Origin of the sequence: Bifidobacterium dolichotidis, assembly GCF_003951975.1 — a bacterium.
Lineage (GTDB): Bacteria > Actinomycetota > Actinomycetes > Actinomycetales > Bifidobacteriaceae > Bifidobacterium > Bifidobacterium dolichotidis.
This window is the reverse complement of record NZ_QXGM01000002.1, coordinates 348,817-374,545: the sequence shown is the minus strand read 5'-3', so window position 1 is coordinate 374,545 and position 25,729 is coordinate 348,817. Positions and strand designations below refer to the sequence as shown.

The following is a 25,729-nucleotide window of genomic DNA, read 5'->3' as shown; positions in this document are numbered from 1 at the left end:
AGATGACAGACGAGCGCGCAAGCAGGACTCAGTCCCTCGAACGCCTTACATCTTGGCGTAATGAATATAAAACAGGTCTTGCGCCTTCACCACTTGAAGATATCAGCCAACTTGGTGCAAAACTGGATTTAACCCATGCTCATCCATCGGGTATTTCTCAGCTGTTTGCCAAGGGTAGTGCACCTCTGCACTCGTTATTCCGCGATGGCGGCATGCTGCGCGCTGCTGCACGTCGTGTGGAGCGCGTGCTCGAGGAGCAGACTGCTAAGAAGAACACAAGTGGTATTGCTGAGCTTTCGCTGATTGTGGGCGTTGGTTCCTGGAAGGGTAACCAAATGCCTGTGCTGCTGTATCCAGTGGAGATTGTGCAGGACGGTCAGCCAGTTGAGAATCACACGACGATTTCGTTTACGGGTCGCGTGCGCCTGAACGCTTCGTTCGTGTCACTGATGCGTGAGCACGGCGTCAACTTGGATGAAAGTGCACTGTTCGACGGCAAGAATTACGAAAGCGGTACGCCTGAGACGGCTTCGGTATTCGCTGCAATTACGAATGCCGCACGTAAGGTATTTGCTGATTTCTCGATTGAACGCCAGATTATTGTTGGCTGCTTCCTCGATCCAGCAACGCAGGTGCTTGTAGAAAGCCAGCTCATTATTGACGAACTGGCTAAGGGTCCTACGGGCAACACGATGCTTGATGTGCTTGCAGGTGACAGCGAGGCTAAGGCTGAGCTGCAGCACCAGAAGATGCCAGCACACAGCCCATTCGATGGAGATCCACACGCTGAGTTCGAAGTCGGCGACGTGGATAACACGGTGCGTTATGCGGCCAATATGGTTGCAGCTGGTCATTCGCTGTTCGTTGATGGCACGCTGGTTGCCGATACGGCTGATCAGGCAGCTGCTATTGCTTCGCGCTGCATTATGGCTGGCAAGACTGTGCTGTATGTGCCAGGTGTAACTGAGCAGAAGCGTCGTTTCAAACATGCTATGCGCGCTAACGAGCTCGATGGTGCTGTGCTTGACGTGGCCGATTCGAAGACGAACGAATCGATCGATCACCAGCTCATTCAGGCTGTGGGTCTGCAGCAGGGCGTTGCTGCTTCTCGCTTTGAGCAGCTCGCTGATGAACTCGTTGGTGTTCGCGCTCGTCTGACCCGTTATCTGGGCGACCTCCACGGCAAGAATGAGACGTGGGGCGTTTCCGCTTACCAGACGATCCAGAACCTCGCCAATATTGCTGAGTTGCCAACGCATCCTGCAACGCACGTCCGTCTGACGAAGCAAGTTGCGTTGAACATCGGCAAGGATCTGCCGGGTTGGGCTCAGAAGCTTGCCCGTGCTGGTGAGTTGGGTGAGTACACACTCATCGCTCAGGACACTCCTTGGTATTCGGCTTCTGTGTTCAACGAGGCTGAGGCAATCGGTGCTTACCAGCGCGTTTCTGATTTGCTGCTCAAGTTACTGCCTGCAACTCGCGAGCAGGTGGCCGCCGTCGTGCGTAAGTGCGGTTTCCCTGTGCCGAACACGGCTATGGAGTGGGCTCGTCAGGTTACGGTGCTCAAGAACTTGCGTCGCGTTCTCGATGTTTTCCAAGCTGAGATTTTTGAACGCGACATTGATGCGATGATCGAAGCTACGAAGCCGAAAGCCGAGCGTAAGGCCGACGGTGCGGCAATGGGTTACTGGGAGCGTCGTCGTCACATTAAGGAAGCAAAGAGCCTGCTGCGCCCTGGTGCACAGGTTGAAAACTTGCATGAAGCTTTGCTTGTTGTGGATCGTCAGGCTGCTCAGTGGCGCATGTTTGTGCCTCACGGTGGTTGGCCAGTATTGCCTTCTCACTTGGATGAGATTATGGCAACGCAGGCAGAACTCGACCAGAACATTACGGCTCTTGACATGATGCTGTCGACCACGCCACAGGGTGGTGATTTAGGCTCGACTGATTTCAATGTGGTTGAAGAGCGCCTGAAGGCACTGTATGACGACAAGATCGCTCTTGATACGCTGCCAGAGCGCAGCATGCTCGAGCGTGAGCTGCACCAGGCTGGTCTGTCTGATCTGGTGAACGATCTGCGTAATAGGCACGTTGAAGTCAATGCTGTTGGCGATGAGCTGCGCTTGGCTTGGTGGATGACCGTATTCGATGACATTGTGCACTCGTCGGCCATTATTTCGAACCAGGATGGTTCGGTGCTGCAGACTGCTTCTGAGCGCTTTGTTCAGGTTGATACGGAGCATGTGCGTTCTGTTGGCCCAATGGTGATGCAGGAATCGATGCGTCGTCTGCGCGATCTGCTGTTTGCTCGTACGCAGGAAGCCAATATGCTGCACACGGCTTTGGCTAGCGCTACGAATGTGCCAATTGGTCGTATTCACCACGATCATGCACAGATTCTTGCAGCTGCAAAGCCAGTTATTATGGCAACGCCTGCAACGCTGGCCGCAGTAACGAATCCAGCTCCAATTGCAGATGTTGTTATTCTCGACGCTGCAGCCCACCTGCCATCAGTACTGCTGCTTGGCATTCTGGCTCGTGCACGTCAGGCTGTTGTGCTTGCACACCGTCAGACGATTACGTCTGAGGCTATTAACCTGCTGGTTAATGCGATGCCAAGCGTTCGTGTGCCATCGCGACCAACGCGTCGTGATCCACGTGTCAACGAGTTCCTTGAGGCTGAAGGCTACGGCTCAGTGAACCGCGATGCTGTGCGCAAGAGCGTACAGGGTACGGTGCGTTACCACCGCGTGGATGGTGCTGGCGTCCCAGTAATCGAAACTGGCCTTGTGGAGTCGAGTCAGGTTGAAATCGATGAGATTATTCGCCTGATCACTGAGCGTGCTAAGACGTTCACGATTATTCCAACGGGCTACATTCTGACTGTGGTTACGCTGACCACCACGTTCCGTACGCGTCTGGGTGCAGAGCTCAAGATGCTGGCTGCTCGCGATGAAAACATGGGTCGCTTCCTGCGCCACGTTCGCATCGTCGACATTATGGATGTGGCTGGCGCTTCGGCAACCGACGTTATTTTGAGCATGAGCTATGCCAAGACTTCGCATGGTCGACTGCTGCAGCAGTTCGGCGATATTGAAAGCGAAGGCGGTAAGGGCATGCTGCTCGACACCTTGGCTCTGGCTGATCACAACATTGACATCGTCAGCGCCTTCGGTACCAGCGACATGGAAGATGAACGTATTCATCAGCCAGGCGCTTTGATGCTGAAGAAGCTGCTGGGTTGGGCTGAACAGCTTAAGGATGACGAAGTGGTTCGTCCAGCAATTGAGGATCACAGCGATAATGTGCTGTTCAACGATCTGGCTGAGCGCGTCCGTGCACGCGGCCTGAATGTGGCTCTGAACTATGGCTACGAAGGCGGCATGCGCATTCCAATGGTTGTGGGTGCACAGGATCAGCCATTCGCATTGGCATTGCTGACTGATGATGCTCAGTTTATGAACATCGAATCGACACGTGAACGTAACCGTATTCTGCTGCAAGACCTCGAAGGCCTTGGCTGGTCGGTTATGACCGTGTGGAGCGTAGGCGCATTCGTCAACCCTGAGAAGGAAGTTGATCGCATTGTGGCACGTCTTGGTGATCTGTATCAGGAGCCAGCAAAGTGAGCGATAAGCCAATGAATGCTGAACAGGTGAACGACGAGTCGGCTGAAACTGAGTCGACGAATGGCGCATCAAAAATGGGCGTCCATGTGGTTCGTCCATACGATCCAACACGTCGCACCTCACGTAAGCACCGTCGTGTAGTTCGTCAGGGTACTGAGCTGTTTGATGCCGATGGCGTCAAGCTTGAACCATCGGACATTATGACGAAGCGTCAACGTGAAGCTGATGATGATCGCCGAATTCTAGGCGAGCTGCCACCACACTGGGCAGTTTTCAGCGAACGCGGACACTGATACTACGGTACGAGATAAGGCACTGAGCATACTGCTTGGTGCCTTATTTTTTGCTATTTCCGCGTTGACATGTACTTTCGGCATCTTTTTTGTATTGTGCGCTGCCGATTATTGCTACAGAGCATGCTGCATAGCCACAATGGGTGCCAGTGTTTGTACACGAAGAACCTGCAACGCTTCATCAGCATCGAGAGCGAGCAGCGTTTGCTTGTCCTCAGAAGAGCCCATAACAGTAGCATGCTTGGTAAGCACACATGATTGATCGACTTGTGTAGACACAGCCCGTGTAGCCGCAGCCCGTGTAGACATAGATTGTTCAGACACAGGTTGTGTAGACACAGATAGGAAAACAGATTTCAGCCTCGATGGGTGCATGGATTGGTTCGTCGACTGTTTCATATGCTGTTTCACAGGTTGTTGTGTATCAAGTTGTTGCTGCAGAGCTTCGCACGGTAGTGCTGTTGCGAGAGCAACAGTAGTGCCAACTGGTAAGGCAGTTGATGCACTAGCGAGATCGAGCGCAATAACTGTTTGACCGGCAGTCGCAACTGGTGCAGTGTTCACCATTGCAGTAAAGAGTGGCGCGTTAGCTGCAATATCGATTTGGGCTATAGCGCCAACAGCCTGTTCAGGGTGGGAGAGTGCCGTTCGCCAGAGTGCTTGTTCCTGTGCATTCTGTGGCTGAGCAATAGTGCTAGCCATAATATCTTGTGCACGAATAACGGATCCGCGTGCAATTGCATGAGTACTCAACACCAGCGATTGTGTGTGCTGTGTATAACTCGTCCATGAACTTATACACAGCACAAGAAGTGCAATGCACATGCATGCGCAGCATTGCTGAAGTAAACGCCAACGTCGCCGCGTTTGTGGCGTAGGAATAGCACGCGGAATATGAAACAGGCTCATCATGACAACCATGATGAGCCTGCAGAACAGATATCGTCGAGCTGATGGAATGAATGTGGAAAACAGCTCGGTGAGGGCTTCACATTGTGCATAACGTTCGGGGATGTTCTCCACATGTGGAAAACGTTGGAAATGCTTGTACACAAGCCTATGCACAACTGTGTGTATAACCCCGTTGTTCAGTTTGTTCAGTGCTTGCCGCTATCGGTGCGATAGAAGCCCGAGCCCTTGAACGTAATTGGAACAGCAGAGAACACCTTCCTTACGGTCTCTTCGCCGCACTTAGGGCACTTCGTAATAGGTGCATCATCAAAAGACTGATACTGAGTGAAGTCATAGCCGCAGTTCTTGCAGCGGTAATGATAAGTAGGCATCCATCCTCCTGGAACACAATGCGCATTGCTTCATATATCTGCTTGGTATACGCCCAGATGCCATTCTTTGGGCAGCAGACATCTAACGTTCAATCCTAAGCAGCGGCTTGACAGAAGCCGAGCTTATTCAGCTCTTACCAACTTGACTGTTTGGATTACAGTTTTGAAAAACTTGTTTATGCGGTAACGCCAGTTCTTATTAGGTACTACCAGTTCATTGCTGAATCATCGTGAAGCCATCGGGCGTCATAACGGCCTGCATAGGTACGTCATGGGCCTCATGTGGCACATCAGCATTGGTCGAATTAAATTCCCAAGGCCAGCAAACGCCAATAGCAGCAGTTGTTGAACGGCGATAGCTCAGTGCACGGTCATACCAAGCAATGCCACGGCCCAAGCGCCAGCCATCACGATCAAACCGTAAACCTGGTACGAGTACCAGATCTGCTTGCTCTAAAATCTCAGGATCAAGCGCTGCATTGAGTTGACCGCGCCAACGCCATGAAAGCTGGCGACCACTTTCGCCAAGTTCTGGCACCAGTACCCGTACATCATGCTGAGCCAATAACGTCAACAACGGCTCAGTATCAATTTCTGTGCCGAACGATTCAAACGCTGCAATACAAGCAGGTTCAGATCGTTGCATGAGGTTGGTAAACAGCGACGACTGCGCAAAAACATCGCGTAATTGCAGTCCTGCTTCATGCTGCTGCTCACGTGTAGTGCTATTTCTGCGCTCTAATGCTGCGTGCCTCAGAGCAACTTTGGCCTTATGAACATTCTTTGAGTCATCTGTAGTCATATATGAAAAATAATAATTCTCAAGAAAAATAATGAAAACCAGCGAAATTATGGCAGAATGTGGGACGTGGGATTCTTGCACACACTATTTCACCGAACTATGCCGGAACAGCTGTACGCACTGCATGTACCAGCTGAGCTGCACGCGCCAGAGGGCGCTGCGGCACTTTCGCTGCGCCCACTTGAGGCCCATGACGAGGGCGAGTGGATGCAGGTACGCATGAATAATGACGAATGGCTGAGCCCATGGGAGTCGAGCGATCCAGAACATGGTGCGAACTTGACGTTTGGCCAGTGGATTGAACGCCAGCGTCGAGCCGAACAAGAGGGCACGGCTGTTGTTTTTGCAATTACATATTACGGACGAATTGTTGGCCAAATTTCGCTAGGTTCGATTTCTTATGGTGCGCTGCGCTCGGGCATTGTTGGCTACTGGGTTGACGAATCCTATATTGGCCGCGGATTTGCACCACTGGCTGTTGCCATGGTGTGTGATTGGGCCATGTATTCGACTGGCGGCCCGCATTTGCACCGTATAGAAATTGATATTTTGCCAACGAATCATCGTTCGCGCCGCGTTGTTGAAAAAGTTGGTGCGCGCTATGAGGGCATTCGCCGCGCCTATATGTATATCAATGGTGTTTGGGAAGATCACGAGTCCTATGCACTGCTTGCTGAGGACACGACGCAAGGATTTACGAAGCGTTTGCTTGAATCAGCAGAGTAGGGCGGTGCAGCAAGTTAGCCAGTTGCGCAGTTACCTGAGCTGACTCAGCAGGGTAACTCAGCAAGACAACTCGGCAAGTCACCTTATGTAAGTTAGCCCGATAAATTAACTGAAGAATAGCTGAAAAACCTCTCAGAATATATAGTGAGAAACGGGTAAATCAAGCACTTTGTTGTGCTATGGGCAAGAATTGTAAAGGCTCTTGGCTAGGGGCTCCACATCTTGTCAGATTATCCTCTATTCTTAAGAGCTATGGACTACGAATCACAATCACTCAGCGCGATCATCGTGCTCGTGATTGTTGGTATCGTCATGATGATTTGGCTTCCTCGCCGCACTGAGAAGGGCATGAAGCAGGTTATCAAGCATCGTGAAGATAAATATTCGTCTTCATTGCATCTTGTTGATGCTCATAGTGGTACTACATTTTCTGATGAGCACACACCTGTGTCGAAAGGGGCGATAATGCCAAACACACAGGCAGCACCGGGTAGAGATAGAGCCCAAGAACGCGAATATATTGCACGTGTTCGAGCTGCACGAAAGGCTGCCATTCGTAGGCGCCGTTACATTGTTGCTACGCTGTCGGTTCTTACCGTGCTCGTCTTCCTACTTTCCGTCGTTTTTGCGTTTAGCTGGCTGTATACGTTAATTCCTGCTGGTTTGCTCGTTGTAGTGTTGGGGCTTGGTGCTCGCGCTTCGAAGCAGGCTCGTGAGTGGGAACATCGTCAGAAAGAGCGTAACGAGGCTGTTATTCAGGCGGCCGCTCAACTGCAGCAGCGTCATGATGCTCGTATTGCACGGCAGCGTGCGCGTCAGCTGCAAGAAGCTGAGGGTAGTGCACAATCTGAAGCTCAAGAAGAGCCAACGGACGTGCTTGATCAGCGTCAGATCCGTAGCGCACTGCATCACTCGCGACTGCAGCAGGCGCACGAAGTCGCTGCACGTGAGGCATCTGCAGAGGCTCAGGCACATGAGCAAGAAGCATTGCGTGCTGAACAAGAGCAGCACACGGCTCAGGCTGATCCAGTTGCTGAAGCTGCACATGCTAACTACGTTGCAAACCACATGCCTGCAACCGATATGGTGAAGGCCGCTGCGCAGCGTCCAGAACCAGAGCTGATTTCGTTCTCGCTTGACGCTTCTGAGCCATCCACTGAAACTGCTGCAGAGCCAGTGGTGGAGAGCCTCGAGATCAAGTCGACGCGTCAGGTGGCACAGGCTAAGCCACTGCCAAAGACTCAGCAAGAGCAGGCTCCTGTTCAGCAGGCTCCAGTTCAGGTTATTGATGCTGAGTCGGTGTCAACCCCAGCTCAGCCGGCTAAGCCAACCCAGCCTGCTCAGCCGGTTCAGACGCCAGCTGCGGATGAAAATGACGAGCTGCAGGCTCTGGACCACATCGCCATCCAGGTTGATTTGGAGCGCGACCCAACAACGCAGGTTCAGCCGCTGGCTCCTGTGCGTCGTCCACGTTCGGCTGCTGACCGTCACGCAAAGGTCAACGACTCCCGTGCTTTCCACAGTTCGGAAACGCACCGCGACGTTGAGGCTCCAGACGAGTCCACAGATTCGCTGGGTTCCGACCTCGATAGCGTGCTCGCTCGCCGTCTCGGCTGAAAAACAACACTTAAGATGACACCTGCCAGTTTGGTGGGTGTCATTTTTTATTGCTCTGTTCACTACTGCTAAACCCCGAAAGCAGTCATAACCGCGCGAATCTGGCCGTTTCTCTGTTGGCGTTAGCACTCGAATTGGCAGAGTGCTAAGTTCCGCGCTAGGATAGTGCCCAGCGCACGGGTCGACGCGGGCGAAGTGTTCGTCAGCCGCTTGTCCAGTGGCGTCCTCGCGCGGCAACTGTTCACTTCTAATACGTAGGAGGCCAAGGTGTCGATTCCACTTACACCATTGGAAGATAAGATCATCGTTAAGCAGGCTGAAGCTGAGACGCAGACGTCTTCGGGTCTGTTCATCCCAGACAACGCTAAGGAAAAGCCACAGCAGGGCATCGTGCTGGCTGTTGGCCCTGGCCGTCGTGATGACAAGGGTGAGCGCATTCCTGTTGACGTGAAGGAAGGCGACCGCATTCTGTTCTCGAAGTACGGTGGCACTGAGGTGCACTACGAGGGCGAGGACTACCTGATCGTGGCTGCTCGCGACGTGCTCGCAATCCTGCACTGAGCAAATGCTTGCTATTAAGCCGACCTACGGGTCGGCTTTTTGCGTAGAAACGGCTATTTTCCAGTACTTAAGCGCTTACGACACGCCGAACTTGATTTTATCGATGGGTTCGTAGCATAATAGCCAAGTTGCTTGACGAGAGGTTAACCCCTCCGAGTGCACACTGCCGGATTTCCCAAGCGGTCAAAGGGAACTGACTGTAAATCAGTCGCCTAGTGCTTCAGTGGTTCGAATCCACTATCCGGCACGCCTCGATAGCTCAGTGGTAGAGCACTTCCTTGGTAAGGAAGAGGTCGTGAGTCCAATTCTCACTCGAGGCTCTCTGGCGGGATAGCTCAGCTGGCTAGAGCGTACGACTCATAATCGTAAGGTCAAGAGTTCGAGTCTCTTTCTCGCTACAAAGTCCAAGAAAAACACTTGGAGAACAACCATTACACAAGAGGTGAACTAGATGGCAAGCAAGAGCGCCGACGTTCGTCCAGGCATCACGCTGGCATGCACCGAGTGCAAGGAACGTAACTACATCACGACCAAGAACCGTCGTAACACGCCGGATCGTCTTGAGCTCAAGAAGTTCTGCTCCCGTTGCAAGAAGCACACGCTGCACCGCGAGACGCGTTGATTCTTCGAGGAAATACAATTACTGCTACAGCAAGTAATTAATTCCAAACTTAATAGCCCGGCCATTTGGTCGGGTTTTTTGTTTATTCTGGAGAGCCATGACTGCAAATATTTCATTTGCCCAGATCACCACAATGGGCGTGGGTGGGTATATCGCTGATTTCCGTGAGCCAATGACTCGCGTGGATGTTATTGAATGCGTTGAAGAAGCCGATTCGAAGCACATCCCACTGTGCATTGTGGGCGGCGGATCGAATATTCTCGCTTCCAGTGCTGAATTTAATGGCATGGTGGTGCGCGATGCACGCCGCCTGATTTCAGTGCTTGATGAAGCAGCCCCTGTGCGTGACGAACATGATCGTACCGTGCACGTGCAAGCTGAAGCAGGCTGCAACTTCGATGACTTTGTGGCACAAACTGTAGAACTCAATCTTGAGGGTCTTGAGGGCCTTTCTGGCATTCCCGGCACGGTTGGTGCCAGCGTGGTGCAAAACATTGGCGCATACGGCCAGGAAGTGGCCACGAGCGTGACATCGGTTGAAGTCTGGGATCGACAGACGAAGCAGAGCTACGAGCTCAAGCACGATGATTTGCAATTCGGCTACCGTGACTCATTGCTCAAGCGCTCGATGTTTGCTGGTCCTGGCCAGCCTGCAGCGCCATTCCATCCATCGCCTCGTTACGTGGTGCTTTCAGTAACGTTCGCACTCAAACACAGCACGGATGGCACGGTTGGTCATGCACAGCTGGCGCGCGCACTGAACGTGGAGCAGGGCTCTCGTATGCCAATTGCTGCTATTCGTTCGGCAGTGCTCAAGGTGCGCGGTATGAAGTGCATGCTCGAAGATGCTATGCGTTACCGCGATCCAGCTATGGAAGCTACGAAGAAGCCAGCTAATGTGGAGCTCGCTGTGCAAATGCAGCAGCGCCAGATGCAAGAGTTGCTGAGCGCCGATGAGGTTATGGCTGATGCAGAAGCTACGGCAGTGGGCCAGAGCCTGCTGTTGGACCGCCACAGCTGTGGTAGCTTCTTCACGAACCCAATTGTGACGCCTGAAGAGTCGAAGCGTTTGCCTGCTGATGCTCCTCAGTTCCGCGGCGAACTGTCAGACGGTAGCGAAGGTGTCAAGACCTCGGCTGCATGGCTTATCGATCACGCTGGTTTCCACAAGGGTTACGCAGTATCCGATGACGCTCGTGCATCACTGTCGACCCGTCACACGCTTGCGTTGACGAACCGTGGTGCCGCTACGAGTGACGATCTGATTACGCTCGCCCGTACCGTTCGCGACGGCGTGCGTGAGCAGTTCGGTATCACGCTCGTTCCTGAGCCAGTGTTCGTGGGTTGCACACTCGACTAATTTTTGTTTATTTTTGCATAAACGATTAAGGTCTCAAATTGCCCGTAATGTTCAGCATTCGAGCATATTTGAGGCCTTTTCTTCTCTAGGCTTATAACTGGATTACAACGCGTACAATCAGATTCACCCGAGCGTACCCCAAAAGGGTCAGTGGTAATGTTCGCGTGCATTTGACTCTAGAATGCTGTCATCATCTTGAAGAATCGCTATGCAAATATTTCGAACTAAATCTGTAGAACAAACTCTCGCTGAAACCGAAGAAGAAGGACACAAGCTCAAGCGCACGCTCGGCTGGTGGGATCTTGCAGTTATGGGTGTTGCTGTGGCTGTTGGCGCCGGTATTTTCTCGGTTGGTGCCCAGGCTGCCGCATTTCATGCAGGACCAGCCGTAATTCTGAGCTTTATTATTGCCGGCCTTGTATGCGGTGCTGCAGTGTTGTGCTATGCCGAATTCGCATCAATGCTGCCGGTAGCAGGATCAGCGTATACATTCACCTATGCCACATTGGGCGAGATTCTGGCATGGATTATTGGTTGGGACTTAATCCTTGAAATGCTGATGGCAGGCTCAGTGATTTCCAAATACTGGGGCGTATATCTGAATGACTTCCTGCACTTAATGGGCCTTGATATAAGTACGAATGTCACCATTGGCTCATTCCATATGGATATTGCACCAATTATTATTGTTGCATTCTTCACCGCACTGCTCGTTGTCGGTACACAAATTGGTGCACGTGTTGATGGTGCTATGACACTGCTCAAAATTGGCGTTGTGCTGTTCGTTGTTATTGCTGGCTTCTTCTATGTCAAGGCAGAAAACTTCACGCCATTTATTCCACCATCGCAGCCAATGACCGAAGGCTCTATGGCCAATGGCATGATGCAACCGCTCTGGCAGTGGGCAACTGGTATGGCACCATCGGCCTATGGTATTACTGGTATTCTCTCGGGTGCGGCCCTCGTGTTCTTTGCCTTCATTGGTTTCGATGTTGTGGCTACCACGTCAGAAGAGACGAAGAATCCAAAGCGTAATGTGCCAATCGGTATTATGGTCGGCATTGGCCTCGTTATTGTGCTCTACATTCTCGTCGCTATCGTTACTACGGGCATGGTTTCGTACAAGCAGCTTGCAGCAGTAGAAAACCCATCACTAGCAACTGCATTCGAACTCGTTGGTGCTGACTGGGCTGCAAAAATCATTAGCTTCGGCATTGTGCTTGGCTTGGCAACGGTCATTATGGTGCTGCTGCTCGGCCTGACTCGTGTGGTCTTTGCTATGAGCCGTGACGGCCTGCTGCCACGCAGTCTGTCAAAGACGGGTAAGCACGGCACTCCAGCACGTCTGCAGATTATTGCTGGCGTAGTTGTGGCTCTGGTTGCCGCATGCTTCGATATTGACGTGCTCTCAGACATGGTCAATATTGGAACGCTGTCAGCATTCGCACTTGTAGCACTGGCTATTCCAGTGATGCGTAGGAAGCGTCCTGATCTGCCACGTGCCTTCAAGATTCCAGGAAACCCAGTAGTTCCAATCCTTGTAGCACTGGCCAATATCTGGCTCATGCTCAATCTGAGTGTACTGACGTGGATTCGATTCATTATTTGGTTGGCTTGTGGTCTGGCGATTTACGCAATTTACGGCTATCGTCATTCAAGGCTTGGCAACCATGAGCTGTTGCCAGATGTTGAGCTTGATATTAAAGACAAGCTCACCCAGCCCCACTCAGCTCAACAGCGTCTCACTGATCAACCCTCGGAACAGCCGTCAGTTGACCATGCAACTGTTGAACAATCCGATGTTCAACCGCAATTAGTGCATTAAATATGAGCTGAAGAACAGTTGTTATTACTTGTGTTCGTCCTAGCGAACTGTAGGTGAGCAAGCATATTCAACCTGTGCACAGTATGTGTGCACAGGTTGAATGCAATCCATGCAGCGTTTTAGGATGGACAACAACGCGCCGAAAAGCGTGGGAACTTAGAGGAGGACCCCATGGCATATGTGATCGCGCAGCCTTGCGTTGATGTGAAAGATAAAGCATGTGTAGATGAATGCCCAGTGGATTGCATTTACGAGGGTGTGCGCTCGCTGTACATCAATCCAAACGAGTGCGTGGACTGCGGTGCTTGCGAGCCTGTCTGCCCAGTCGAAGCAATCTTCTACGAAGATGATCTGCCAGATGAGTGGGCATGGTACAAGGATGCTGCAGAGCAGTTCTTTGCAGAAGTCGGTGATAAGGGCGGCGCTCAGGCTGCAGGCCCATTTGATCACGATCCAGCACAGGTCGCTGCACTGCCAGCAGATGTGAACGCCTGATTAATATAACGACAGCCGCATGGGATTTCATCGCTTCCATTCGCCATACGACTGGTCTCGTATCGCAACGTACAAAGGCACTGCACAAGCAGTGCCTGGCGGCATGATTGATTTATCTGTTGGATCTCCTGTAGATCCAGTGCCGCAATCAGTACAAGATGCATTAGCAGAAGCATCAGCCGATACGAATGCACATGGATACCCGGCCACTGTAGGAACCGCAGCGCTCAGAACTGCGCTCGCACAATGGTTCAAACAGTGCCGAGGTGTTCCTGATCTTCAAGCAATTGATGCCGACATCGTTCCAACAGTCGGATCAAAAGAAGCAGTAGCACTCATGGCTTCTTTGCTCTTCCTAGGGGAGGGCGACGTTGTTGTACAGCCACGAGTCTCGTATCCAACGTATGAAATTGGCACACAATTAGCTGGTGCCCAAGTACTCAAAGTTGACCACGTAGCAGATGTAGATACGTGGAGACATGTACCTGGAGTGAAAGCAATTTGGGTAAATTCGCCAAATAATCCAACTGGCGAAGTGTTAAGTGCCGAACAATTAACCGTCATTATTGAAGCAGCTCGTTCTATTGGCGCCGTTGTTTTGTCCGACGAATGCTATGCACTCATGGACTGGAATGTAGAGAATCAGCATGCAATGACTATGGGAGACGCTCCCGTAGCCTCACCATGCGCATTGAATCCCGCAATCTGCAAGAACAGCGCACAGAATGTACTTGTACTGTATTCGCTCAGTAAGCAGTCGAATATGGCTGGCTACCGTACAGCGGTTATTGCTGGTGATGCAGAAATCATTAAAACCATGACGCAGTACCGCAAACAAATCGGACAGATTATTCCGGGACCGGTGCAGGCGGCCATGGCTGCAGGGCTCGAGGACGTAACGGCTGTGCGCGTGCAATACGAGCGCTACCGTAGGCGACTCGAAATACTGACGGAAGCGCTGCAGCAGTACGGCTATGAAGCCAGCATGCCGCAGGGAGCGCTGTACGTGTGGGTTCCAGCAAAAACGGTAGACTGCTGGAGCGACATGGCTGAACTGGCCAAACTCGGCATTCTGCCAAGCCCAGGCGAGTTCTACGGCGACGCACGATATCTACGATTCTCAGCCACGGCGAGCGATGAACAGATTGATCAAGCGGCCGAACGACTCAAAGGAGCAGCGCGGCAGAACCGTGAAGCGCGGCAAAGCCATTAAGTGCGTCAGCACCATGCAGCACAGCACAACCGCGAAGCGTGGCAGCACTGTGACGTGCAGGAGATGGTGAATGACGTCACCATCAGGCACTCATAATCCGAGTTGAGCACTGTTATTACCGAACTTCTTGCGCACCTCATCAAGCGTTGATTCGAGCGTGCGCAAGCGTTCCTTCTGCTTGGCAGTATTGGCATCGGACGACGGCGAACCTGCTGATGGTGAGCGCGGCGTCGAATGAGACTGTTGAGCGGAAGTAGGCTCATCAAACAAATCATCAAGCGTCGGTTGAATAGCCGTGCGCTCGCGAGCACTGAGCGATCCTGTAGAAATACCGGCCAAACGAATGGCGCGGGGGAGCGGCACAGCGTCGCTGGTTGTTTCCATACCAAGCATTTCAGTCAGTAACTGCGTGGCAAGCGGATACAAATCAGAAGAAGCGTCGGTCGGGCGCTGCATCGTGCGCGAACGTGTCATATAACTTAAGTCACTAAAGCGCAGCTTAACGGTGAGCGTGCGCGTGAATAAGCGCTTACGACGTAGCGTAGCGGCCACTTCCTCGCAGCAGCGGCGTAACAGAGCGTGTACGGTCGCAGTATCGGTTGTATCAGTGTTGAATGTGCGTTCAGCGCCAATCGATTTCTCTTCGCGTTCGGTGGTAACAACTCGCGTATCAATGCCGTGTGAGGCCTGCCAAAGATGCTTAGCTGCGGCGGCTGAACCAGTGGCTTGCTCGAGTTGTGCTGGACTATAGGTGGCGAGCTCAGCAACGGAATTAATACCCCAAGCGTTGAGTCGTTTCTCAAGCGATGGTCCAATACCTGGAATGCCTCGCAGCGGCATAAGCTGCACAAATTCTGCAGAACGAGCCGCAGGAATCAGCAGCATACCGTCTGGCTTAGCGTTTGTTGAAGCCATTTTGGCAACGAGCTTGTTTGCTGCTATGCCAACTGAACACGTAATACCGAAACGTTTGGCAACTTCAGCGCGCACATGACGCGCAATAGCTGTTGGGCTGCCCCATTGCAGCAGAGCACCGGAAACGTCCATATAGCATTCATCAACCGAGACTTGTTCAATACGATCCGTGATCTGGCTCAGAATGTTGTGAAAAATCTGATGCGAGACGGCACGGTAATACTTGATATCTACGGGCAGGAACACGCCGTTCGGGCATAATCGCTGTGCTGTCGCTGCGGGCATAGCTGAATTGACGCCATATCGACGTGCTTCATAGCTGGCTGCGGACACAACAGCGCGTGGACCAGTACCAATGATGACGGGCTTGCCACGTAGCTCGGGATTCCTTGCAATTTCAAGGCTTGCAAAGAATGCATCCATATCAATATGTAGGATCGTGCAACCGGTTTCGTCATGGCCCCAGTCACGCTTTGCGGCGGCAATGCGTGGTGCTGTACTCATGGCCGCCTCCTTAGCAAATAATCATGCAAATGAACGTTGTTCTGTCTGTTGTTCTGGACGTTCTTCTGTCTTTTATATCGTAATAAAACATTCCGCGGTTGGCATGGTCACGAAATGGTGCTATGCTTACATGCTGTTGCTTGTAGCAACGCCGGAGTCATGCCTGAGTGGCCGATAGGGGCACCCTGCTAAGGTGTTAGCCGTGTATGCGGCTCGAGGGTTCGAATCCCTCTGACTCCGCTGGAAAGGCTTCCGAGTTTTGAGCTCGGAAGCCATTTTTGTTATATACCGAGTTTTTGGTTTTGATATTCCCGTGTGCAGCGATTGATGTGCGCTCACTCTGCAATTACTCTGTGGTTATTTTGCTGTCATACTGCTTTTTACTATGCAATGGTTTCGCGAGCACTCTGTATTTGCTATGGAATCGTTATGCAAACACTTTGTACTTACACTGCATAGGGTTCATTTGCTCGGCGCAGTGTACGCATTTTTCTGAGAAGCTTATGAAAAATTAATGAATAAAATCATATTTCAGCAAATTGAGAATAAATTAACACTGTTAATGGTCAGAACAAGCTCAGTTCTGCGTATGGATAGTGCGTAACCTCAAAAAATCATGTGAATAATCTACGAATATTTTTAGGTTCGCCAGCATTTGAAACAGCGTCTTTTGAGCCAATTTTCGGCGTAGCGTTTTTACTGTAATCGCAATGTGCGAGGGCGGTGAGGATCGCCACGTAAACACCCCCCGTGCACTGATAACTGAATGGTGACGACCTCCCAGCCGCCGCCGATATACAAAGGTGGGAGACATCATGGCAAAAGACGTCCAAGATGTAGATTTGCATGCGCTATTCATTGGCGATAAGGCCGAGAATGCGCAGGACTTTGAGCAGCAGCTCATGAAGCTCGTTGAGTCCCATATGGGATGGCGCGAGAACTATCAGCCAGAAGATATGCCAGCAATTAGCGACGAAGACAAGGAATCGCCTCGCTATATTGCAACGCGTGAGCATATTCATGAAGTGCTTGATGAGCTCAACACTCGTATGCGCCGCGGCTCGATTCCGTGGATGAGCGCAGGACGTTATTGGGGCCAGATGAACTCCGAGACGCTTGCACCAGCAATGCTTGCTTATATGTATGCCATGCTGTGGAATTCGAACAACGTTGCTCTTGAATCCTCCATGGCAACCTCGCAAATGGAAGCTGAAGTTTCGCAAGACTTCTGCAACCTGCTGAGCATGCCAGAAGGCTGGGGTCACATCACGCACGATGGATCCATGGCTAACCTGGAAGGCATTTGGTACGCACGTTGCTTCAAGTCCATTCCACTGGCTTTGAAGGAAGTTGTTCCAGAGGTTGTTGAAGGCAAGGATGAATGGGCACTGCTCAACATGAGCGTGGACGAAATCCTTGATATCTGCTCGAAGCTTACCGATGAGCAGCTTGATGCAGTGAAGGCAGCAAGCTCCCGTAGCGGTAAGAACATTCAGAAGCTCGGTAAGTGGATCGTCCCACAGACCAAGCACTACAGCTGGGAGAAGGCCCTCGATATCATCGGCGTTGGCCTCGATAACATGGTGCAGATTCCAGTTGATGAGAGCTACCGCATGGATATTCATGCACTCGATGAAACAATCGCTAAGCTCGCTGCTGAGCACACGCCAATCCTCGGCGTTGTTGCTGTGGTCGGTACGACTGAGGAAGGCGCAGTTGACCACGTCGATCAGATTATTGAGCTGCGCAAGAAGTACATGGAACAGGGCGTCTACTTCTATCTGCACGTTGACGCTGCTTATGGTGCTTATGGCCGTGCAATGTTCCTCGACACCGATGAATCGGTTATTCCATACGAAGAGCTGGACGCCAAGCTCAAGGAACACGACGTGTTCCACACTCCAGTAACGATTAGCCGCGATGTTTACAACGGCTACATGGCCATCAGCGAAGCTGATTCGGTCACGCTGGATCCTCACAAGATGGGCTATGTGCCTTATTCCGCAGGCGGCATTGCAATCCGCAAGAAGGCTATGCGCAACATCATCTCGTACTTCGCTCCATACGTGTTCGAGAAGAGCGAGCAGCTGCCAGATATGCTGGGTGCCTTCATTATCGGTGGTTCGAAGGCTGGCGCAAACGCAGCAGCTGTGTGGGCAGCTCATCGCGTTGTTCCGCTGAACATCAGCGGTTATGGTCGCCTGGTTGGCGCTTCGATTGAAGCAGCACAGCGCTTCCGCAAGTTCCTGTCGTCGCTGAAGTTCAACATCGACGGCACCGAAATTGAGACCTACGTGCTCGACAACCCTGATTTCAACATGGTTGATTGGACGTTCAAGGTCAAGGGCTGCAACGATCTGGCCAAGACCAACGCACTGAACGAGGAGCTGTTCAACAAGACTTCGTACCTCGATGGCGAAGTCTACGAAGAGCCAGTTATCACCTCGCACACGACGTTCGATCACGAAGGTTACGGCGACAGCCCACTGCCATTCGTCAAGTCGATGGGCATGGATGAGTCCGAGTGGAAGAAGAACGGCTCGGTCACGTTGCTGCGCGCAGCAATTATGACGCCATACCTGACGAGCGACAAGATGTTCGATTACTACGCAGAAGCCACACGTAAGGCATTTGAATCGAAGCTCACCGAAATGATGCGCTCCGAAAACGCTGCACAGTACGGCAAGACCGACAGCAGCGTAACGACTGCAGCCTGATTTCAAAGCTGCTACGTAACGACTGACGCAACATATTTTTAAGGTGAGATGATGGCTGACAAACCCAAATCAACAAGCGGTGCAGCTCCGGGAATCGCTAAGGTTTCCACGCTGGCATTCGTAGGTATGACCTGCGCACTGTGCGTGTCTATTCGTAACATTCCAGATGTGGCATCCACGGGCTGGACGATGTTCTTCTACATGCTCGTTGCCACGCTGCTGTTCGGATTCCCAATTTCGCTGATTGCAGGCGAATTCACAACAACCTTCCCTGGCGCTGGCGGTCCAGAGCTGTGGGATACGAAGTCGCTTTCTCCTCGTTGGGGCTTCGTAACATCGTGGCTGCTCTGGGTGCAGATGTTCCCAGGCATGGTCATGGTTGCTTCGGTGCTTGCACCACTGGTTGGCTATGCAATTGGCAATGTGGCGCTTGGCATGAACAACGTGTTCACGCTCGTGTGCATCCTTGTGGTGTACTGGGCCGTAACACTGCTCAACATGCGCTTTGATATGGCAAAGATTGGCGGCAAGATCGGCATTTGGCTTGGTCTGTACATTCCAATTGTTGCTATGTTCATTTTGGGTTTGGCAGCCGTTATTAAGACCGGCGGCTTCTCCGCTGGCAGCACCCTGGGCACGTTCAGCGGTGCCAAGCTTGTGCCTGATGGAGTGGATTGGTCGTCGCTGACGATGTTCTCGACGATTATCTTCATCTTCACTGGTATTGAGATGAGCTCCGTGTACGTTGAGCGTCTGCAGAAGCCAGACAAGCAGTACCCAATTGGTGTGTTCATCTCGCTGTTGCTGATGTTCGTATTCAACGTCGCAAATGCATTCCTTGTTGCAGCTGTTGTGCCAAAGGGCCAAATGCAGCTCAACAACATCACCCAGGCTGTTGCCATTTACGTTGACGTGCTCGGCCTTCCTCACTGGTTCGTTAACGCATTCGCAATTCTCGTGTTCTTGGGTGTCGTTGTGCAGCTTTCTGGTTGGGTTTCCGGCCCATCGCAGACGATTACCGCATCGGCACGTCGTGGTGAATACCCATCCGGTTGGAAGTTCTGGAAGACGAACAAGTTCGGTCTGTCGACCCGCGTGCTCATCGTCCAGGCTGTGATCATCTCGGTATTCGCTCTGGTCTACCTTCTGATTCCAGCAGTGAACACAGCCTTCCTGATGCTCGTCAACGCAACGAGTGTGCTGTACTGCATTGTGTATGTGCTGATGGCAATTGGCATTATGCGCCTTCGTAAGACTCAGCCAACGCTCGCACGTCCATTCCGCATTGGTAAGACGGGCAACGGTCTGTGCTACTTCATCGCCATTGTGCTGCTGGCAGTTATTGTGCTCGTCAACGGTTTGGTTTATGCCACGAGCTCGGTTGCAAACAACATTGTGGTTACGATCGTCAGCATTGTGCTGTTCGTCATTCCTCTGTTCATCTTCGCCCACAAGAAGCCAGCATGGGAGACGGATGTCCGCCATGCACTGCTGCAGCAGGGTGTCAACCTTGCTGAAGATGGCACGATTGATGGCGTCACCGCTGGCGAGCATGCAAAGAACCCTGATCCAGTAGAGAAGGCTAAGGCTGACGCTAAGGATCAGAAAGTTATTGACATGCACAAGAACATGCATACCGCAGCCTGAGTTGATCTCAATTCACTATCTCTCTTGACACTTGGAGCGACCTCTCTTCCCCCGGAGGTCGCTCCTTTTTATTTACTTCCGCTTTTTCGTCTATTTTTCGCAGCATTTTTATTTGCATTTCTGCATACACTTCGCATTGCAATACAAGCTTCATGAAGTTCAGCAAACTCATAGATTCCATTGGCGAAAGCCATACCTAGTCGCCCCATAGTCGTTATTAGAGTAGGGGTATGCAGCATGAATCGAATCAAGAATTTTCAACCCGAGTAACCCCAGCCACAGCAACGACGCCAGCAATATTTGAAACACAACCGGAACGCACTGATTTACCGCTCGTTGTGATGCCTTATGTTGTGCCTGGCATGATTGCACCGTTCAAGCAGTGGTTCCCTATGCTTCAAGACGTGGCACGTCTGCGCATGTACGAGGATTACACACTCGACCCAGACGAATTCATGCAGCGCGCAGCCGATGCTGACGCGATTATGGACATTAGTCAGCATATTTCGAATACCATGCTCGAACAGTTAGCTACCCATGTGAAAGGCATTGCATTCGGCGGTACTGGAGTCGCCAGCTATATCGATATTGATCGCGCCCATGAACTCGGCGTACGCGTGTGCAATACCGTGCATTACGGTGACCATGCTGTTGCCGAATATGCAATCGCTATGATGTTCGAACTGGCTCGTCGAGTCGGTGAACTCGATCAGCAAATGCGTAACAACAATTGGGCCGGCCTCGATGGTATGGAGCTCTATGGCAAGAACCTCGCCATTATTGGTCTTGGTGGTATCGGCAAGCTGGTAGCTCGCATGGCTAATGGCATTGGTATGCACGTTTACGCATGGAAGTCGCCAACATCCAAGCAAGACTATGCAGCACTGAATATCACGCCAGTTGAGGATATGGAACAGCTGGTAGCCCAAGCCGATGTGGTATCTATTCATATGCCACTGCTGGATTCCACACGAGGCATTATTCCGAAGCAGGTCATTGATGCAATGCGCCCAGGTACGTTGTTTATTAACACTGCACGAGCACAGGTTATTGAACCAGGCGCACTAAAGGCACGACTGCTTAAGGGCGATATTCCAGCAGCACTTGATGTCTATGATCAAGAGCCACTGCCAGCAGATTCACCACTGTTCAATGTGCCAGGACTGGTGCTTACACCACATGTGGCATGGCGTTCCGATGGTGCATACCGTGAGCTGACGAAGCAGGTCGTAGAAGACATTGTGTCGTTCTATCAAGGCAAGCCAATGAACGTTATGGCCTGAGCCATCTATAATCAATCCAGACCAATCAACGTATGGGCGTTTAGTGCTTATGCCATGCACTGAGCACTGAGACCCCATAGCAGTTGACCTCTCGGTACACTAACTGTCGAATCTTGCATAGGAGGATGTATGCGCACGCTCTTAAACCCACCGGAAGAGCCAGCACACGACAGTTTCGTTGAGAAAAAGTCTGAATTCATTGGCGACGCATGCCACGTTGAGTCATTCGAAGATGCGCTCGCATTCGTTCAGAGCATTCGTGACCAGCATCCAAAAGCTCGTCACGTGGCATGGGCCGTTGTCTGCACTGATGAGAACGGCAATGCTAGCGAGCGCATGAGCGATGACGGTGAACCATCTGGCACCGCAGGTAAGCCAATTCTTGAAGTGCTTCGTATGAATGAGCTGACGAATGTGGCGGTTACTGTCACACGATACTTTGGTGGGATTCTGCTTGGATCAGGTGGTTTAACTCGCGCCTATTCGACTGGTGCCTCGATTGCGGTTAAGGCTGCTCAGCAGGCGCAAATTGTGCCATGCTCGGCTTACCACACCACAATTGAATACACGCAACTTGGTCAGATGCAGCGCCTTTTGCAGCAAATGGATGGTGAACAGCGGGATGCTGAATTCACTGATCGTGTGTCATTAACGGCTGTAGTGCCATCTGATCGTGCACAAGTATTCGAAGACCAGGTACGTGAATCATTTAATGCCACTGTGTCACTTGAACCAGCTGGCACAGTAATGCGCAATGTCACTGCATAGTAACTGCGCTTGTACGTTGTTCCTTGCTAGTTCTTGCGAGCGCTCAGCTTGCATGCAATGAGATGCCTTTTTAATACACCCACTTTCGGGGGTATTTTTATAGATACGGACAGTTACTTGTGAACTGATCCAGTGTTTAACATTCTCCCGATGATTTGAGAGAAGGCATACCAATGAAGGGCAGAGGAAAAACCAGCATTATTGCAGTTCTGGCCGCATTAGCAACGTTGCTTGTTCCAACAGCATTAGGAACGATTGCGGGAACTGCTGTGGCATCATCGCCAAAAGGCGATATTCCTATTGATGAAACAACGTTCCCTGATGAAGCTTTTCGAAATTTTGTTAAAGATCATTGGGATACCGACGGTAGTGGCGTTTTATCCGAGCAAGAACGTGGAGCAGTTGGAGAGCTGCAATATGACAACACCGATGGTACAAAGCCAAAATTTATTTCATTGAAAGGTATTGAATATGCGCCAAATTTAAGCACGATTAACATTACGAATACGGCGTTAGAAACATTAGATTTGTCTGGGAATCCGGGATTACGGAGCGTTACGGTAACAGCCAATCCGCTTTATGACATTGATCTGACGCAAAGTGGGCAGTTGCAACGACTCACTGTCGATAACAATGATTTGTCACATCTCGATACGTCGCATTGCACGAATCTAGAGGATTTGCATGTTGTCCAGAATCATTTTGTGTCGCTCGATATTTCGCACAATGCACGGTTGCGTACTCTCAATGCATCGAATAATGCACTAACATCCATAGCTTTTCCAGAACATGCAGCATTAACTGATTTGGTGGTTGGCAATAATCAATTCACTGCAATAGATGTTGCTCAGCTAACGAATCTTCATTATCTGTCAATTGCTTATAATCCGATACGTTCCATTGATGTTTCGCACAATGATGAGCTGTATCGTTTAGACATAGACGGTGACGCTATTACCAAGCTTGATCTGACACACAATGCCAAGTTGCGTGATTTCAGAGCAGCACATGTTGATTTCCCTGCTCTTAATCTGTCACATAACCAGAATTTGTTCTCACTGGTGCTCTCTACAAAATGTATGAAGTCACTAGATCTGACGAGTAATCCACTGCTGTATAGCCTCACACTGGATGGCGGTACCGATGGGCAGAGCAGTTTTACGTCACTGAAGTTGCCGGCTGGTGAAGAACTGAGGAAATTAGCGGTCACGAATAATCCTGCGCTCACTACTATCGATATTTCGCATGATCCAGCAGTGTTTGATGTCAATGTTGCGAATAACAATTTGTCATCATTCGATATCACGAACAATACAGAGCTGTATTGGCTCGATATTTCTGGTAATCCATTGCCAAATTTCGATATTTCTGGAGTACCTCAATTAGTTGAATTTTCTGCTGAACGCACTGGCACGACTGCAGTTGATCTCACACACAATTCAGAACTGTGGACGCTGAATCTTGGCCATAATAAGCTTGCATCAGTTGATGTCACGAACATTGCTGGGCTCAAAGAGCTGCGTGTGAATGGCAATGCGCTATCGGCACTTGATGTGAGCCAAAATCCTGCTCTTGATGTGCTTGATGTGGCGCAGAACAAGCTCACTTATTTGCATGTGCCACAAGCACATATTGGTAATGATGGAACTCGTGGTTTGCAACTATTAAATGTGACGAATAGTGCACTACTTGGTCTTGATGTTGCAGCACGTCCACAACAGTTTGAAACAGGATCTATTGATGATCCTGATTACGCGTATTACACCACGAATGAGCAGCTTGATTTTGCACAAACCGCTCCCGCGATGGATCCACACAAAATAACAGCAGTATCCGGCGGAACGCTTACTGACGCAGTGCTTACACCAGATTCGATTCCAGGAACCGTACGATATCAGTACGATATGGGCGCTGGCATGACATGGAATGCTCGAGTGGAATTCATTGAAGGTCCAGCTCCTCAATTCACCGACGTCAATGAATCAACACCACATAAAGCAGATATTGATTGGATTGCAAGACGACACATTACGGAAGGTTATCTCAACACCGATGGTACGAAACGATTTGAACCAATGGGTAGTGTGAATCGTCAAGATATGGCTGCATTCCTACGCCGAGTTGCAGTGAAGAACCACATCAGTGATGCTGCCACATGGGAACCTACAGAAGAAGACTGGAACCGTTTCAGTGATGTGCATAGGGATACACCACATGCAGAGGATATTCTGTGGCTTGCTCATGCCAGCATTGCACAGGGATATAAGCAAGAGAACGGTCCAGGTACGTTCGGCCCAATGATTGTGGTATATCGCCAAGATATGGCAGCATTTATCCGTCGCTTTGCATCTCTTGCAGGCAAGAGTGATGACGTTGAACCAAAGAGCTTCACTGATGTCACTGATGCCACACCGCATGCTGACGATATTCGTTGGCTTGGCGGTACGACTATTGCCGAAGGATACAAGAACAACGATGGCACGTATCGATACGAACCGATGACGAGCACTTACCGTCAAGATATGGCTGCATTCCTGCATCGCCTCGATACATTCATCAATACCAAACCATCCGCTCAGTAGCGAAATACTGCATATGAGTTGGAATGCAATGGTGCTCCGTGACTGTTGGGCTTTGTAGCCTTGCAATCACGGAGCATTTTTCTAGGTAAAGCGTGCGTATAAAATAGCAACGCACTCAACGACGTAAATAGGGGAGTAGGTATGGAAGCACAGCAGAACACTGAAGCTGAGGCCGAAGAAGATTTCGAGCCATTAACGGCAACCTATGAACGTTTGCGTCATTCCGAAGATCCTGAAGAATTACATGAGTTCGCAGTGCGTGAGCTGCCAGACCGTGGCGATCAAGCAGCGTTCTCTCGTGCAACCGCATTGCTCGAAGCTGTGGCCGGCAATGTGCACACACCTGTAGAGGATCGTATTCATCTCGCGGAGACGATGCCGTTCCCAAACGTTCTTGTGAAATTATCCCAAGATCAAGATGCGAGCGTACGTAAGGCAGTCGCAGCAAATACAGACTGCAAAAACTGGCTGGTAGGCCGCCTAACGAAAGATTCTGAACTCGAAGTGAGTTCAACAGCACTGCGTAATCCAAAAACGTCGTGGAAAATGCGACTTGAGGGTGCACAAAACGAGGCTCTTGATGCCGATACGCTCGATTTCCTCGGACAACTCGGCGTAGAACTCGAGTCGGGCGCACCGCAAGTGTTGTCGACGATGGTGCGTCGTGCTGTTGCGCTGAACCCTTCCACCTCAGAAGCAACGCTGAAACGTCTTGCAGAAGACACAATTCCAGCCGTGGCAAAAGCTGCACGCTCGCGATTGAATGCTGACGAACAATAATCGAATCAGGGAGTCCAGTACCCTGTTCCACATACTGAGATAGGCATCAAAACTCAATCTGTCACATAACAAAAAATGGGTGAAAAAGTGATGCTTTGGGGGTATCT

20 protein-coding genes and 4 tRNA genes are annotated in these 25,729 nt (G+C 51.0%); 20 read left to right on the top strand and 4 right to left on the bottom strand.

What is annotated here, in order from left to right:
- Positions 1–2 precede the first annotated feature (2 nt).
- Positions 3–3,629 (top strand): helicase, encoded by a 3,627-nt coding sequence (locus D2E26_RS05465; protein ID WP_125963688.1) that lies wholly within the window; start codon positions 3–5, stop codon positions 3,627–3,629.
- 74 nt (positions 3,630–3,703) lie between these two features.
- On the top strand, positions 3,704–3,922 hold the full coding sequence (locus tag D2E26_RS05460) for a hypothetical protein (protein WP_125963925.1): 219 nt from the start codon (positions 3,704–3,706) through the stop codon (positions 3,920–3,922).
- Positions 3,923–4,036: 114 nt separating this feature from the next.
- Here the strand turns inward: D2E26_RS05460 and D2E26_RS05455 are convergent, their stop codons facing one another.
- The 3 genes from D2E26_RS05455 to D2E26_RS05445 all read right to left on the bottom strand — a co-directional run bounded on the left by D2E26_RS05455 (position 4,037) and on the right by D2E26_RS05445 (position 6,007).
- Positions 4,037–4,678 carry a flagella basal body P-ring formation protein FlgA gene (locus D2E26_RS05455; protein ID WP_164515880.1) on the bottom strand — a complete coding sequence of 214 codons (642 nt, stop codon included), beginning with the start codon at positions 4,676–4,678 and terminating at the stop codon, positions 4,037–4,039.
- A gap of 341 nt (positions 4,679–5,019) precedes the next feature.
- Entirely contained in the window at positions 5,020–5,205 is a 186-nt protein-coding gene (locus D2E26_RS05450) for an FmdB family zinc ribbon protein (protein ID WP_125963685.1), read from the bottom strand.
- A 214-nt stretch (positions 5,206–5,419) separates the two neighbouring features.
- Complete coding sequence (locus tag D2E26_RS05445; protein WP_125963683.1) at positions 5,420–6,007, bottom strand: 5-formyltetrahydrofolate cyclo-ligase; 588 nt, start codon at positions 6,005–6,007, stop codon at positions 5,420–5,422.
- A 99-nt stretch (positions 6,008–6,106) separates the two neighbouring features.
- Between D2E26_RS05445 and D2E26_RS05440 the strand changes: the two genes are divergently transcribed.
- The 11 genes from D2E26_RS05440 (at position 6,107) to dapC (ending at position 14,426) form a co-directional block, all read left to right on the top strand.
- Entirely contained in the window at positions 6,107–6,733 is a 627-nt protein-coding gene (locus D2E26_RS05440; RefSeq protein WP_125963681.1) for a GNAT family N-acetyltransferase, read from the top strand.
- A gap of 252 nt (positions 6,734–6,985) precedes the next feature.
- Positions 6,986–8,350 carry a hypothetical protein gene (locus tag D2E26_RS05435; protein ID WP_125963680.1) on the top strand — a complete coding sequence of 455 codons (1,365 nt, stop codon included), beginning with the start codon at positions 6,986–6,988 and terminating at the stop codon, positions 8,348–8,350.
- Positions 8,351–8,617: 267 nt separating this feature from the next.
- Positions 8,618–8,911 (top strand): co-chaperone GroES, encoded by a 294-nt coding sequence (gene groES / locus D2E26_RS05430; protein WP_125963678.1) that lies wholly within the window; start codon positions 8,618–8,620, stop codon positions 8,909–8,911.
- 165 nt (positions 8,912–9,076) lie between these two features.
- Positions 9,077–9,158 (top strand) — tRNA-Tyr (locus tag D2E26_RS05425).
- A 1-nt stretch (position 9,159) separates the two neighbouring features.
- A tRNA-Thr gene (locus D2E26_RS05420) sits at positions 9,160–9,231 on the top strand.
- A 4-nt stretch (positions 9,232–9,235) separates the two neighbouring features.
- Positions 9,236–9,309: transfer RNA gene (locus D2E26_RS05415), tRNA-Met, on the top strand.
- Between the two features lie 53 nt (positions 9,310–9,362).
- The gene (rpmG, locus tag D2E26_RS05410; protein WP_125963677.1) at positions 9,363–9,533 is read left to right on the top strand and encodes a 50S ribosomal protein L33; all 171 of its coding nucleotides are present in this window, start codon (positions 9,363–9,365) and stop codon (positions 9,531–9,533) included.
- Between the two features lie 97 nt (positions 9,534–9,630).
- A complete protein-coding gene (locus D2E26_RS05405; protein ID WP_125963675.1) occupies positions 9,631–10,893 on the top strand; it encodes an FAD-binding protein in 1,263 nt (420 codons plus the stop codon).
- 208 nt (positions 10,894–11,101) lie between these two features.
- The gene (locus tag D2E26_RS05400) at positions 11,102–12,718 is read left to right on the top strand and encodes an APC family permease (protein WP_125963674.1); all 1,617 of its coding nucleotides are present in this window, start codon (positions 11,102–11,104) and stop codon (positions 12,716–12,718) included.
- 171 nt (positions 12,719–12,889) lie between these two features.
- Positions 12,890–13,213 carry a ferredoxin gene (gene fdxA / locus D2E26_RS05395; RefSeq protein ID WP_125963672.1) on the top strand — a complete coding sequence of 108 codons (324 nt, stop codon included), beginning with the start codon at positions 12,890–12,892 and terminating at the stop codon, positions 13,211–13,213.
- Positions 13,214–13,232: 19 nt separating this feature from the next.
- Complete coding sequence (gene dapC, locus D2E26_RS05390) at positions 13,233–14,426, top strand: succinyldiaminopimelate transaminase (RefSeq protein WP_125963670.1); 1,194 nt, start codon at positions 13,233–13,235, stop codon at positions 14,424–14,426.
- Between the two features lie 90 nt (positions 14,427–14,516).
- On the opposite strand, the gene dinB is transcribed toward dapC, so the two are convergent.
- Positions 14,517–15,845 carry a DNA polymerase IV gene (gene dinB, locus D2E26_RS05385; protein ID WP_125963668.1) on the bottom strand — a complete coding sequence of 443 codons (1,329 nt, stop codon included), beginning with the start codon at positions 15,843–15,845 and terminating at the stop codon, positions 14,517–14,519.
- A 153-nt stretch (positions 15,846–15,998) separates the two neighbouring features.
- On the opposite strand from dinB, the gene D2E26_RS05380 reads away from it, so the two are divergent.
- From D2E26_RS05380 to D2E26_RS05350, 7 genes are all read left to right on the top strand, one after another.
- Positions 15,999–16,085 (top strand) — tRNA-Ser (locus D2E26_RS05380).
- A gap of 575 nt (positions 16,086–16,660) precedes the next feature.
- A complete protein-coding gene (gene tdc / locus D2E26_RS05375; RefSeq protein WP_125963666.1) occupies positions 16,661–18,562 on the top strand; it encodes a tyrosine decarboxylase in 1,902 nt (633 codons plus the stop codon).
- 51 nt (positions 18,563–18,613) lie between these two features.
- On the top strand, positions 18,614–20,209 hold the full coding sequence (locus D2E26_RS05370; RefSeq protein ID WP_125963665.1) for an amino acid permease: 1,596 nt from the start codon (positions 18,614–18,616) through the stop codon (positions 20,207–20,209).
- Between the two features lie 341 nt (positions 20,210–20,550).
- A complete protein-coding gene (locus tag D2E26_RS05365; protein ID WP_125963924.1) occupies positions 20,551–21,492 on the top strand; it encodes a D-2-hydroxyacid dehydrogenase family protein in 942 nt (313 codons plus the stop codon).
- A 129-nt stretch (positions 21,493–21,621) separates the two neighbouring features.
- Positions 21,622–22,260 carry a YigZ family protein gene (locus tag D2E26_RS05360; protein WP_125963664.1) on the top strand — a complete coding sequence of 213 codons (639 nt, stop codon included), beginning with the start codon at positions 21,622–21,624 and terminating at the stop codon, positions 22,258–22,260.
- A gap of 173 nt (positions 22,261–22,433) precedes the next feature.
- Positions 22,434–24,842 carry a leucine-rich repeat domain-containing protein gene (locus tag D2E26_RS05355; protein ID WP_125963663.1) on the top strand — a complete coding sequence of 803 codons (2,409 nt, stop codon included), beginning with the start codon at positions 22,434–22,436 and terminating at the stop codon, positions 24,840–24,842.
- Between the two features lie 141 nt (positions 24,843–24,983).
- Positions 24,984–25,622 carry an AbrB family transcriptional regulator gene (locus D2E26_RS05350; protein ID WP_241218886.1) on the top strand — a complete coding sequence of 213 codons (639 nt, stop codon included), beginning with the start codon at positions 24,984–24,986 and terminating at the stop codon, positions 25,620–25,622.
- Positions 25,623–25,729 lie beyond the last annotated feature (107 nt).

Bases quoted from the DNA above. Each gene is read 5' to 3' on its own strand.
- fdxA (WP_125963672.1), top strand. From the start codon at position 12,890: ATGGCATATGTGATCGCGCAGCCTTGCGTTGATGTGAAAGATAAAGCA.
- D2E26_RS05355 (WP_125963663.1), top strand. From the start codon at position 22,434: ATGAAGGGCAGAGGAAAAACCAGCATTATTGCAGTTCTGGCCGCATTA.
- D2E26_RS05400 (WP_125963674.1), top strand. From the start codon at position 11,102: ATGCAAATATTTCGAACTAAATCTGTAGAACAAACTCTCGCTGAAACC.
- D2E26_RS05435 (WP_125963680.1), top strand. From the start codon at position 6,986: ATGGACTACGAATCACAATCACTCAGCGCGATCATCGTGCTCGTGATT.
- tdc (WP_125963666.1), top strand. From the start codon at position 16,661: ATGGCAAAAGACGTCCAAGATGTAGATTTGCATGCGCTATTCATTGGC.
- D2E26_RS05350 (WP_241218886.1), top strand. From the start codon at position 24,984: ATGGAAGCACAGCAGAACACTGAAGCTGAGGCCGAAGAAGATTTCGAG.
- D2E26_RS05460 (WP_125963925.1), top strand. From the start codon at position 3,704: ATGGGCGTCCATGTGGTTCGTCCATACGATCCAACACGTCGCACCTCA.
- D2E26_RS05360 (WP_125963664.1), top strand. From the start codon at position 21,622: ATGCGCACGCTCTTAAACCCACCGGAAGAGCCAGCACACGACAGTTTC.
- dinB (WP_125963668.1), bottom strand. From the start codon at position 15,845: ATGAGTACAGCACCACGCATTGCCGCCGCAAAGCGTGACTGGGGCCAT.
- D2E26_RS05450 (WP_125963685.1), bottom strand. From the start codon at position 5,205: ATGCCTACTTATCATTACCGCTGCAAGAACTGCGGCTATGACTTCACT.
- D2E26_RS05365 (WP_125963924.1), top strand. From the start codon at position 20,551: ATGCCTTATGTTGTGCCTGGCATGATTGCACCGTTCAAGCAGTGGTTC.
- D2E26_RS05445 (WP_125963683.1), bottom strand. From the start codon at position 6,007: ATGACTACAGATGACTCAAAGAATGTTCATAAGGCCAAAGTTGCTCTG.
- D2E26_RS05405 (WP_125963675.1), top strand. From the start codon at position 9,631: ATGACTGCAAATATTTCATTTGCCCAGATCACCACAATGGGCGTGGGT.
- dapC (WP_125963670.1), top strand. From the start codon at position 13,233: ATGGGATTTCATCGCTTCCATTCGCCATACGACTGGTCTCGTATCGCA.
- D2E26_RS05440 (WP_125963681.1), top strand. From the start codon at position 6,107: ATGCCGGAACAGCTGTACGCACTGCATGTACCAGCTGAGCTGCACGCG.
- rpmG (WP_125963677.1), top strand. From the start codon at position 9,363: ATGGCAAGCAAGAGCGCCGACGTTCGTCCAGGCATCACGCTGGCATGC.
- D2E26_RS05465 (WP_125963688.1), top strand. From the start codon at position 3: ATGACAGACGAGCGCGCAAGCAGGACTCAGTCCCTCGAACGCCTTACA.
- D2E26_RS05370 (WP_125963665.1), top strand. From the start codon at position 18,614: ATGGCTGACAAACCCAAATCAACAAGCGGTGCAGCTCCGGGAATCGCT.